This is a genomic window from Seinonella peptonophila (assembly GCF_900129355.1).
GTDB classification, from domain to species: Bacteria; Bacillota; Bacilli; order Thermoactinomycetales; family Thermoactinomycetaceae; genus Seinonella; species Seinonella peptonophila.
In genome coordinates this window covers 558694-570588 of the sequence record NZ_FQVL01000001.1, presented here as the reverse complement: position 1 = coordinate 570588, position 11895 = coordinate 558694, and the positions used below count along the sequence as shown (strand labels likewise).

At 38.4% G+C, this 11895-nt stretch carries 13 protein-coding genes; 10 read left to right on the top strand and 3 right to left on the bottom strand.

All coding sequences use genetic code 11. The annotated features are described in order from the left end of the window. Positions 1-89: 89 nt before the first annotated feature. The 6 genes from BUB71_RS02800 to BUB71_RS02775 all read left to right on the top strand — a co-directional run bounded on the left by BUB71_RS02800 (position 90) and on the right by BUB71_RS02775 (position 6654). Positions 90-1805, top strand: a complete 1716-nt coding sequence (locus BUB71_RS02800) for a hypothetical protein (protein ID WP_073151540.1) — start codon at positions 90-92, stop codon at positions 1803-1805. Between the two features lie 32 nt (positions 1806-1837). Next, positions 1838-3544, top strand: coding sequence for a protein kinase family protein (locus BUB71_RS02795; RefSeq protein ID WP_073151538.1), 1707 nt, complete (start codon positions 1838-1840; stop codon positions 3542-3544). Between the two features lie 86 nt (positions 3545-3630). Next, the gene (locus BUB71_RS02790; protein ID WP_073151536.1) at positions 3631-4377 is read left to right on the top strand and encodes a metallophosphoesterase; all 747 of its coding nucleotides are present in this window, start codon (positions 3631-3633) and stop codon (positions 4375-4377) included. Positions 4378-4566: 189 nt separating this feature from the next. Then, positions 4567-5010: a transcriptional regulator MntR gene (gene mntR, locus BUB71_RS02785; protein ID WP_073151534.1), complete on the top strand. Its 444-nt coding sequence runs from the start codon at positions 4567-4569 to the stop codon at positions 5008-5010. 153 nt (positions 5011-5163) lie between these two features. Beyond that, positions 5164-6096 (top strand): patatin-like phospholipase family protein, encoded by a 933-nt coding sequence (locus tag BUB71_RS02780; RefSeq protein WP_073151532.1) that lies wholly within the window; start codon positions 5164-5166, stop codon positions 6094-6096. Between the two features lie 207 nt (positions 6097-6303). Next, complete coding sequence (locus tag BUB71_RS02775; RefSeq protein ID WP_073151531.1) at positions 6304-6654, top strand: protease complex subunit PrcB family protein; 351 nt, start codon at positions 6304-6306, stop codon at positions 6652-6654. A 73-nt stretch (positions 6655-6727) separates the two neighbouring features. Here the strand turns inward: BUB71_RS02775 and BUB71_RS02770 are convergent, their stop codons facing one another. Next, a complete protein-coding gene (locus tag BUB71_RS02770; RefSeq protein ID WP_073151530.1) occupies positions 6728-7021 on the bottom strand; it encodes a hypothetical protein in 294 nt (97 codons plus the stop codon). A 25-nt stretch (positions 7022-7046) separates the two neighbouring features. Beyond that, positions 7047-7988 (bottom strand): DUF1385 domain-containing protein, encoded by a 942-nt coding sequence (locus BUB71_RS02765; protein ID WP_073151529.1) that lies wholly within the window; start codon positions 7986-7988, stop codon positions 7047-7049. 146 nt (positions 7989-8134) lie between these two features. On the opposite strand from BUB71_RS02765, the gene aroQ reads away from it, so the two are divergent. The 4 genes from aroQ to BUB71_RS02745 are packed head-to-tail and all read left to right on the top strand — an operon-like array spanning position 8135 to position 11413. Next, on the top strand, positions 8135-8590 hold the full coding sequence (aroQ, locus tag BUB71_RS02760) for a type II 3-dehydroquinate dehydratase (protein ID WP_073151528.1): 456 nt from the start codon (positions 8135-8137) through the stop codon (positions 8588-8590). A gap of 5 nt (positions 8591-8595) precedes the next feature. Then, on the top strand, positions 8596-9663 hold the full coding sequence (locus BUB71_RS02755) for a M24 family metallopeptidase (RefSeq protein WP_139278977.1): 1068 nt from the start codon (positions 8596-8598) through the stop codon (positions 9661-9663). Between the two features lie 17 nt (positions 9664-9680). Then, positions 9681-10238 carry an elongation factor P gene (efp, locus tag BUB71_RS02750; RefSeq protein WP_073151527.1) on the top strand — a complete coding sequence of 186 codons (558 nt, stop codon included), beginning with the start codon at positions 9681-9683 and terminating at the stop codon, positions 10236-10238. A 32-nt stretch (positions 10239-10270) separates the two neighbouring features. Further along, positions 10271-11413, top strand: a complete 1143-nt coding sequence (locus BUB71_RS02745) for a conserved virulence factor C family protein (protein WP_073151526.1) — start codon at positions 10271-10273, stop codon at positions 11411-11413. Between the two features lie 12 nt (positions 11414-11425). On the opposite strand, the gene BUB71_RS02740 is transcribed toward BUB71_RS02745, so the two are convergent. Further along, entirely contained in the window at positions 11426-11881 is a 456-nt protein-coding gene (locus BUB71_RS02740; RefSeq protein WP_073151525.1) for a DUF441 domain-containing protein, read from the bottom strand. Between the last annotated feature and the right edge of the window lie 14 nt (positions 11882-11895).

Sequence of the window (11895 nt, the reverse complement as noted above, 5' to 3'; positions counted from 1 at the left end):
TGGAAGATTAGAAAAAATTTAGTATAATTGGTAATAGACTTTTTCATCATTCGGAAGCGATAGTATATTTTAGAAAAGAGGAACTGAACTTGAGTGAGGAAAAGCACTATTACGAGACTTTTCAGGTAAAGGATGTGATACGGTATCCAAAAGGTCAGCTTATCTTGTCTAATTCAACCCAAGGGGAACAAGTTTATCTTCAAGAGATTTATAATCCATATCGTGATATCAACCATGTGCAACAATTGATGGCACAGCTTACATATCCATATTTATACCCTATCAAACAAGTGATACAGTCTGGGAATCGATTGATTTTGGTTCATCCATATATGAAACTTCGCCCTTTAACTCAGTTAGTCACAATAAAAAAACCGATGCTACCAGATCAAGCGATCAAGCTATATCAAAATCTGCTACGAACAGCGATTCATCTGCTTCATTATGAGATCCCTATGGTTGTTCATATGGAGCCAGAAGATATTTTCTTGGTTCACCAACCTTATCTTTTGTTTGTAAAACTTTGCAGTTCAGTTGGAGAAGCTGTTGAACAATTTGAGAATAGTTGGAGAGGCTTATTTCCTTTTCTTTTAACCGGGAAAAAAGATGCTACTATCTCATCCTTACAAAGTTGTTTACCCATCCAGATTAGAGAGTTACTTTACCGAAGTTTTGAGCCATTGATTACACCCGAAGATATGCTACAACTATGTGAACAAGCTCATTTTGCAACCGTTCCTAGACGAAAGGTTCATTCAAGAAAGGGGAAAAAGTATTGGTGGATTGGGATTACAGCATTTTCTATGTTAGGAATGGGCTTGAGCTTACATTTTGTTAATGATTGGCTAAAACCAGTCTCTTCTACAAGCGTTCAGCAGAATAAACATGCTGATGTTATCACCATTCCTCAAATCTCTTTTCACGATCAAAAGATTAGTAGCTTATATATGAATCAAACCTTAAAACAACCAACAGTGGTGCAATTCTCCTTTATTCAGAAAGAAGTATCGCCTTTTTCTGCTTTTTTTGTTACTCCTGATAAGGAGCGCTTTGGTCTACATTTTGATCATCAAGGATATCCCTATATCATTGCTGGGCATAAGAAAAAGATTTCCACGCAAGATCGCGCCAGTTCGACCTTTCATTTAAAGCCAAAGCAGGAATATAAATTTCAATTGATCTTTCAGCCCAATAAGCCCCTTTACATAAATGTATCTTCACAAGATCAAAAGTGGTTGATCGTGGGACCGGTGTTAAGTGAAAAGGAGTACCAGCTCTTTTTTCTTGGGAATTGGATGACCCATATCCAACAAGTGAAAGTAACAAAAAATAATAGGGCTCAATTATTATGGAGACAGAAAGATGGTGGGCAATTAGTACATGGAAATCTGGTAGAGCAGTCTAAACAAATCATATTGATGGAACAATCCCAATTTCAGTATCCATATTGTCCAACTTTTCATTACCGGTGGCAGGGGCAAGATGATGAAAAGAGTATACCTCTGATTGAATTAGAGTCATTAACTTCTGAGCGATTTATTCTCTTTTATCATCCAAGCCATTCAATCGAATTAGTACAAGTGACTACGCAAATGAAACGATTATCTTCTATCCCATTGCCCAAGAAATGGAATCCTAAAGATGAAACGGAACTGGTCATGATGAACCAAGGAGAACGGCTTCGATTTACCATTCAACAAGATAAAAAGAGCAGGGACTTAACCTATCAACTAAAACAGCCGATGATTTTTCAGTATATTCATATTAGAACTGACAAATATCTTTTGAGAATATTAAATAAATAATTAAATGTATCAATAGATTAGGGTGAATTCATTTGTTACATTCTCAGTATGATCAAAGATTTTTTGTTGAAGATGTAATTGACTCTATAACAGGGCAGTTAATTCAAGCAAGGTCATTAGATGGTACCTCTCTTTGCCTTCAAAAAATTCCTTTATATGATTTAACGATAAAAGAGATGAGTTTAAACCAGCTAATGCAGCAGTTACAACATCCTTATATCGTTCCGATTCTTGATATGATTCTTGAAGATAATCAATTGATTTTGGTGCATCCTCCAAATACCGGGGAACCTTTATTGTTAGAAGTAAATCCGAATCGTCCTATGGAACTGTATCAAGCAATGCAATTTGTACTTAAAGTTTTGCAAGTGATCGTGTATGTAAAAGAAACGAATCTTCCTCTACACATTGCATGTGATCCAAAAAAAATACTGGTTCGGGAAGGTGATCCCTTATTACTGTTTTTTTCTGTGGAACATCTTGAAGAAGAGCATGAGAGTTGGAGAAAATTATTACCTTTTTTACTAACTGGTCAATTTTATGATTCAGGAGTAGAAGATTTATTTATTCAGTTGAAAGTAAATAAGATCCCTTCATCGATATCTAAATTGATTAAACAGGTCATCACCTCTAAGATGACCATGCAAACATTTATGGAAATATTGAATGATTATTTAGATGAATATTGGAAAAAGACGATACAAAAACAGCCTCATTGGAAATGGGTGGTTCTGTGTGGAGTTTTCATGATGTTCATTTTCATAGTGAAAAGTACAAGTACCTATCATACTTGCCTGCCACAGCAAGATAAAGCAAACGATCATTTTTACACGAATCCTGCTTGGTTCGATCTTCGAAACAGAGACAGGGAATACCAATTGCCTGTGGGTGTGGATCGATTTTCTCGTATTACAGGTAGTTTTTCGATGGGTAAAGGTTCTACTTTTTATTTTTTATTACAATCAAAAAAAGATAAAGAAAAGCAATATGGCTTGACAGTCTCTTCGAATGGGCGGATTATTCTATATCAACGGTCAGGAAAACGGCAGTTGCCGATGTTGATCTCATCGGAGTTTCGCGTGAAACCAAGAAAAATATATCATTATATCATTGAATATGAGCGAGGGAAACCTTTGGCGGTTCAGCTTCAAGAATCTGGATCAAAGCTAAAATGGATAGGAATTGGCACTCTACCCATAGCATCTTCTTTTATTGTGCGGATAGAAGGTAAAGGAATGGTTGTGGTAAAACAGCCGCGGACTGAACTGGTTAAAAAACGAGTCAATCGTTCAATCTCTTATTTATATCCGACTCCTTGGCGGTTGGTTTTCGGTCAAGGGAAAATCATGAATAATAAAACCGTTTTGTTTCCAGGTTCAACAGTGGAACAGCTTCATTTGAAAAAGTCGTTTATGATTCGTCCGGTAACCATGCAATATCCGTTTTCTATTAATCTACTCACTACTGATCATCAACAATGGAAAGCTTACTGGAATGCAAAATCAAGACTTGAGCTTTTTTATTTACAGGAGCAATTGAAGAAAATGGCCGTGAAAAAAACAGATTGGATTCAGCAAGGAAGTAAATTGATAAAGGTTCATATTTATACAACTCATACACGTTCTATGATTCAATTTTATGATGGAAATGAACAGAAAAACTTAACTTATTCTAGACAGATCGCTCCCATTATTCAAAGAGTAACGCTCAATGTCGAAGGGAAAACCATATTATATTGAAGCGGTCTTACAAATCAGTTGCGCTTCTACAGATAAAGATGAATAATGGAAACTGTGTATTGATCAACAGAGGAGCGTAGGGGAATATGGCAATCTTTGGGTTAAGTGATTTACATTTATCTTTTCGACATAAAGTTAATCTTTATCAGATTGATCCCAAACAGGATATCGAAAAACCAATGGATATATTTGACTGGAACCCACGCTACTTTGATTTGATCCGAGATCATTGGGTCGAACACGTGGGGGTATCTGATACTGTTCTCATTCCTGGAGATATAAGTTGGGGACTACGTTTGAGTGAAGCTGTTTGGGATTTTGACTGGATTGCCCAATTGCCAGGTAACAAAGTGCTATCTCCAGGAAATCATTGTTATTATGCACATAGCAAAAAGAAAGTTCGTGAAGCACTTCCAGAAGGCATGGAATGGATCGATGCAGACTGGACATTAGTGGAGGACTATGTTGTAGTAGCGACAAGAGGTTGGAATTTACCAGGAGATTATTCATTCCAGGAACAAACAGATCGCAAAATTTATGAACGACAAGTGGGTCGACTACAACTTGCTTTAACTGATGCTAGAAAACATCATCCTGATCGACCGATTATTTGCATGTTACATTATCCGCCATTGACAAAAGGATGTACGGAATCAGGTTTTTTTCAGCTGTTAAAAGAATTTTCAGTTCGCCTCTGCCTTTTTGGTCATTTACATGGCTCGTCTGCTTACGATGCGATTCAAGGTAACATAGATGAGGTACAGTTATGCTTGGTTGCTTGTGATTATCTAAAATTTGCACCACTTGATTTGACACAGTGGCTTTATAATTGAATATTAATAAACAAGAAGGAAACCCTTCATAAAACCTGTCTTTTTCAGAAAATTAGTTGACAAACATACATTTGATTGGTAATATCTAGATGATTGTCGATGATAATGAACGGACTTTTCTCGATATTTACCTATAGGTTACATGTAATGTAAAATATAGAGGATGAAAAGAGAATAGGGAGGGCACCTATGCCAACACCGAGTATGGAAGATTATTTGGAAAATATATATAAGCTTATTGATCAAAAAGGTTATGCTCGTGTATCAGATATCGCAGAGGCGTTGGAAGTTCACCCCTCGTCCGTTACAAAGATGGTACAAAAATTAGACCAAAGACAATATTTGGTATACGAAAAATACCGTGGTTTAGTCCTCACCTCTAAAGGGAAAAAAATGGGTAAGCAGTTGGTGGACCGTCATTTACTATTAGAACAATTTCTTCGACTGATAGGTGTCAGCGAGGAATTAATATATAAAGATGTCGAAGGGATTGAGCATCATCTTAGTTGGGATTCGATCCATTGCATTGAAAACTTAGTTGATTGTCTAGAAAAGAATCCATCCTTGATTCAACAACTACATTCACTTAAAGATGCATCCAATTCGTTGGAGAAGGACATAAACACATTGTAGCCCTTGGGATGAACTCTAGGGGTTTTTTTGTCATTTTTCACATAACATAAAGAGGAGGTTAATGGAAAATTGACTAGGAGTTCTTATGCACAATATTTCTACCTCAGATAAGAAGACCTCCTAGCGTCCAGTTTGGATGGAGGGGTAGAAAAGATGGATGCTGATTTAGTCGTCGAGGGCGGCGGTGTGAAAGTGATTGGTTTAGTGGGAGCGCTTCTTGTTGCAGAGAAGAAAGGGTTTACATGGAAAAGAGTAGCAGGAACTTCAGCTGGATCAATCGTGACAACGCTTTTAGCAGCGGGTTTTCGTGCAGATGAACTATATAAATTGTTATTAGAGTTTGATATGAGCCAACTGATTCATAAGTCGCCTATCCAGCGTATTCCTTATATTGGTTCTGCATTGAAAGTTTGGCTATCTAAAGGTTTGCATTCTGCATCTCCCTTAGAAGCATGGATTGATTCTTTACTTGCTCGGAAGGGGGTTCGCACTTTTGCCGATTTGAATCATGAAATGGAGATAAACATTATCGCCTCTGATATTACAACAGGGAATTTAATGGTTCTACCACGTGATTTGCCTCGTTACGGTTATGACCCAGCCAACTTTTCAGTTGCAAAAGCAGTACGAATGAGTTGTAGTATCCCATTCTTTTTTGAACCAACCAAAATTTTAAATCGAGAAACAACAAAAGAATGTTATGTAGTTGATGGGGCAGTCCTAAGTAACTTTCCAGTTTGGATATTTGATGATTTGCCTGAACGTCCTACTTTTGGGCTTCGATTATTTTCAAAGGAGAAACATCATTTTCATGAAATTCATGGTCCGATTAGCATGTTTACATCGATGTTCTTGACGATGATGGATGCTCATGATAATTTATACATTCATAAGAAGGATCAGTTACGTACCATTACAGTTCCTTCATTGGAAGTGAAATTAACTGACTTTTCAATATCGAGAGAAAAGAAGGAACAGTTATTTCGCTCTGGTGTAAAAGCTGCTGAGGTTTTCTTTGATAATTGGACAATTGAAAAATATATTCAGACACGCTATCAGCCGGTTGCAAAAGACAAAGTAATCTAACTATTCCATAACGGACTAAAAAGAATGGTGATCGCTAACCTAAAAAAGAATTAACTTTGGTAATATTCTTGAGGGAAAAGTATGTGCGAATAGGTTACACTAAAAAAGAGACTAATAATCGAATGTGGGATGTCGAAAACACGACCCCATTGCTTCTAGAAAGGAGGAAGTCCGTTTACAGGAGCATACTTCTGTAGCGGAAAACACATGTCCTTACATCAACCGAAGAATTATAATTACCGACTCATACCGCATGTCGAACATCGCTCATTGCCCAGTGCTGTACTTGAATGGATGCAGGAGAAGAAAACACAACAAGGTCAACATCGTTTCCAATTGCCAAATCTTGAATATTTGTTAATTGCTTTAGGCGAGCGGCCTAATCCTGGTTATAAATTAGAGATTATGCGACAGGAGGAAACGGAGGATGGTACCATCATTTATGTAAAAGAATCTCATCCTCAGAAAGGCATGGTTTTTCCGCAAATTGTGATAAGCCCTTACTTGTTATTAGAGATTTATCAACCTGTTATGGTGGAATGGTTAGAACAAGAATAAACCAGTTCACATATGAACTGGTTTTATTATGAACAACTTCAACAATGGTAATGGGCTTATTTTCAATCAGGGCTTAAAGAGAGCGTTTTTTCTTGCCATTGATCACTCGAAACGAGTGTTTTTTTGCTCGCTTGTTTATTGCTTTTTGGGGTTGTGATCTCGGATGGATAAACCTTCTATCTGTACGTGTACTTAATCGGATCAGCCATGCAGGCGGGAATTTGTATAGATAATAAATGACCCCTATCAGAACTAAAGGAAGAATGATGGAAATGGGGTGTTGAATCAATTCAACTATAAATCCAATCGCGAATAGGGCTAAGACAAGGAAGTGCCAACCTTTTTGAGTCGTTGAAAAAGTAGACATCCATCTCCCTCTTTTCTTGAAAGATTTAACAGGGTTGCGCCACTTGAGATGTAACATTCTCACTTTGCTGATCCAATTCATGCATCCTTTGAAAGGCTGCGATGGCTACTTCAACTTGATCATCATTAGGCTGTCTTGTTGTAAGTTTTTGCAACCACAGACCTGGATAACCAAGGTATTTTAAAAGACGAACTTCACGTACTGCATTTGTAATACGCAATAACTCATAAGAGAGTCCGATGACTAGTGGTAACAGCAATAAGCGAATCCATATTCTTTCCCAAACACTGTCATAACTAAAAAATGAATAGACGAAAACCCCTACGATAATGGTTAAAATCATAAAACTACTGCCACAACGGTAGTGAAGGGTGGACTGTTTTTGAACATTTTCTACTGTTAACTCAAGTCTTGCTTCGTAAGCGTTAATCACTTTATGTTCAGCTCCATGATATTGAAACAGTCGCTTGATCATAGGAGTTTGAACGAGAATGAGTAGATAGGCTAGCAGTAAAATCGTTTTAATCGCGCCTTCTAATAAGTTTTGGATAATTAAATTTTTAACATAAGGATCAAAAATTATACTGGCTAAAAAAGCAGGCAAGGCTGTGAAGATCATTTTACCGATAATGAGTGAGATCACACCAATTACAGCAACACCTAGATATAAAGCCCATGATGACTGGGATTTTGAAATGGGCTCCCCTTCTTCATCTTCAGCAAATTTGTCACTAGCAAATTGTAAGTGCTTTGCTCCTGTTGCACTTGATTCAGTTAAAGCGACAATGCCACGAAGAATTGGGATTTTCTTTAATGTATCGACCCATGAGATTTGTTTTTTTGAAACTTCGTATGTTTCGATTGTTCCATTCTGACGGCGGACCGCTGTTACTTGTGAGTGTATTCCACCAAACATCACACCCTCAATTACAGCCTGACCACCATATTGAGTGATCTGTTCTGACATGGAATTTGGCACCACCTTTATTCTTTCATACCTAGTATAGCAAAGTCACACATGAAACGATATCTTTGATGTTCATGTAGACATTGAATGGTAAAAACAAATCAATGATATAATGTAACGTATGTACTGAGAGGGGTTTATCCATCATGAAAAAAATTTATGTAATACATGGTCCAAATCTCAATCGTTTAGGAAACCGAGAACCAGATATATACGGGCATTTAACACTTGAACAGATTAATCAGCAATTACAAGAGAAGGCTACTACATTGGGGTGGGAGCTTGATGCTTTTCAATCAAATCATGAAGGAAAGTTAATCGATGCTATTCATGAAGCGGATACACATTATGATGCGATTATCTTAAATCCAGGTGCATATACCCACTATAGCTATGCACTGCGTGATGCAGTTGCATCTATTACAGTCCCAGTGATTGAGGTTCATTTATCGAACATCCATGCACGGGACTCGTTTCGTCATCATTCAGTGATAGCTGGTGTTGCCAAAGGTCAGATTAGTGGGTTTGGAAGTGCTAGTTATGAATTAGCCTTACTAGCTTTTCAGCAGCTATTTGCTTTAGAGGAGATTGAGAGGATGTGAAAGGATTGGAAAAGCGCTTAGAAACTTTAAGAACTCAGATGAGGGAAAGACAGATTGAAGGTATTTTGATTACGAGTATACCAAATCGAACATATCTAAGTAGATTTACAGGCACGGCTGGAATCTTACTCATTACTCTAAGCAAAGCATTCTTAGTCACTGACGGAAGGTATATGACGCAAGCGCGTCAACAATCACCTGATTTTCAAGTTGAAATGCACGACGGGAATGAATTTGAGCGTGTAGCGGCGCTATGCCAGCAGGAGTCGGTTCAAATATTATCTTTTGAGGAAGAGCATTTAACATATGCTGAGTATCGTATCTTGTTACACCTATGCCATGAAACGCAACTTGTTCCAATCAAGGGCTTTGTTGAGGAACTTCGGTTGATAAAAGATGATCAAGAATTACAAGCACATCAACGGGCGATGAGGATTGTAGATCAGGTATATGAACAAATGTTAGAAGAGATTCGTCCGGGAAATACTGAACAGGAAATTGCAGCACGCATTGAATTTTTAATGAGGAAGATGGGAGCGTCAGGCCCTTCGTTTGCTACAATTGTTGCCTCTGGACATCGTTCTTCACTTCCACATGGCATTGCAAGTGAGAAAATCATTCATCATAACGAAATGATTACTTTTGATTTCGGTTGTTTTGTAGATGGCTATGTTTCTGATTTGACACGAACATTTTTCTTAGGTAAGCCAGATGAGAAGCATAGTGAAATTTATGGTATTGTATTAGAGGCACAAGAGAAGACTTTAGAGACAATGCGCCCTGGAATGACTGGGAAAGAAGTAGATCAGATTGCGCGTGATGTGATAGAGAGTTATGGTTATGGTGACTTCTTTCGTCATGGAACAGGACATGGGATCGGTTTAGAGATTCATGAAGCGCCTTCTTTGCGATTAACGAGTGAGGAAGTACTAAGACCCGGTATGGTGGTAACTGTAGAGCCAGGTATTTACCTTCCAAATGAATTTGGCGTACGAATTGAAGACGATGTACTGATAACAGAGTCAGGTGCCATTCGATTAACAAAAGCAACAAAAGAATTTATTGCGATTTGATTGATGGAGGAATAAAGATGATCAGCGTAAACGACTTTCGAACAGGATTAACAATTGAACTAAATGGAGATGTCTGGCAAGTAATCGAGTTCCAGCACGTAAAGCCTGGTAAAGGAGCTGCATTTGTACGTTCAAAGTTACGGAATCTCCGTAATGGTAATATCGCTGAACGTACTTTTCGTGCAGGGGAAAAAGTGCCAAAAGCACTAGTTGAAACAAGACAAATGCAGTATCTTTATGAAAGTGGCGGCGAATATACTTTTATGGATAATGAAACATATGAGCAGACTACACTGTCTCGTGAACAACTTGAATATGAACTTAATTTTTTACAAGAAAATATGAATGTAAGTCTTGTCATCTTTAAAAATGAAATTTTAGGGGTTCAGTTACCCAATTCTGTAGAACTTGAAGTGGTTGAAACTGACCCTGGGATTCGTGGTGATACGGCAACAGGAGGTAGTAAGCCGGCAACGCTATCAACAGGTTATGTAGTTCAGGTTCCACTTTTTATCAATATAGGAGATCGTTTAATCATCGATACTAGAAGTGGTGACTATATTTCAAGGGCATAATATCGACTGATTTTTATGGGAGGTGTGGGGAATTGAAGATTCTATCCATTGAACCAACGCCAAGTCCAAATGCAATGAAGCTAAACCTTGATCAATCCCTACCTGAAGGGAAAAATCTTCAGTTCCAGAAGCAGGAGAAAGATGGTGCTCCCGATTACTTACGGCGTTTATTAGAGATTGATGGAGTTACAGGTGTGTTTCAAGTGCTTGATTTTATATCATTGGAACGTCATCCAAAGGCAGATTGGCAACAGATACTGAGTGCAGCAAGAAACGCATTAGGTGATGTAGAACACCGTTCGACTGAAACCGATGCAAAGGAAACTGAAATAGATCCATCATATCTTGAAATCACGGTTGAGGTACAACAGTTAAAGGGAATTCCTTTACAAGTGAAATTACGCCGAAGTGATGAGGAACGCCGATTTGGATTATCAAATCGATTTACAGAAGCTGTGCTGGAAGTGCAAAAGAATGTATCGAATCATATTTTTGAACGAAAATGGGTAGTACAACGACCTCGTTATGGCGATTTAGAACAAGTTGGTGAGCAAGTAGTCGCTGAATTGGAAGCTACATATAATGATACACGGCTACAACAATTAATTATACGATCAGCACAGCAGAATGTAGAACCAGAACCTAAAATGACTCTGGATCAAATCAAAGCAGCGATGGATGCGCCTGATTGGGAGACTCGATATCGCGCTCTTGATCAATTAGAACCAGAGCCTGCATCAATGCCCGTCTTAGAACGAGCATTAAAGGATCAGAAGATGTCAATTCGTCGCCAAGCTGTTGTGATTTTAGGCTATTTTGAGGATGAGATTGCTCTTCCATTGCTTTGTCAAGCATTAACCGATTCATCACCAATGGTGAGAAGAACGGCAGGAGATTGCCTTTCAGACTTAGGTTCGCCAAAAGCTGTTCCTGCTATGTCTGATGCCTTGTCTGATCGTAATAAATTGGTTCGTTGGCGAGCAGCACGATTCTTATTTGAAGTGGGGGATGAACGAGCGATTCCAGCATTACAAAAGGCTTTAGAAGACCCCGAATTTGAGGTCAGGATGCAGACTCAAATCGCATTGGAACGGATTGAAAAAGGTGAGGCAGCGAGTGGAACTGTTTGGCAACAGATGACTCGCAGTCGTCAACAAGCAAATCCTGAACAATAAATCGTTTCTGTTTTATTCGAAAAGGTAATAGGCTAGTTTTAGAAATAGTGCGGTTAATCCAGCCGCCATCAATGGCCCAACTGGAATCCCGCGCAAAAAAAGGATGCCAAAGATCGATCCCAGAACCATTCCTACGGTTAACTGTGGATCGATTTTTAATAGGTCAAGCCCTTTGCCGTTCATATATGTAGCGATTGCACCACCTAAGAGGGCCAGAATTCCAGGTATTGAAGTAAAGACAGTATAGATTTCATTCCATGTAATACGCCCTGTAGCGAAGGGAACGAGGACAGCTAATGTTAAAAAAAGTAGGCCTAACTCTAGACCACGTCGTTCGACAGATGGAAAATAATGTTCCAGATGAACGAGTTTAAGAATGAGTAAGAGACTCGCAGCAGTAGCGATCAAGGGTGATCGACCCACGAGACCTATTATAATTAAAATGACTAATAGAAGCTCTCCGCGCATCTCTATTTCCTCCA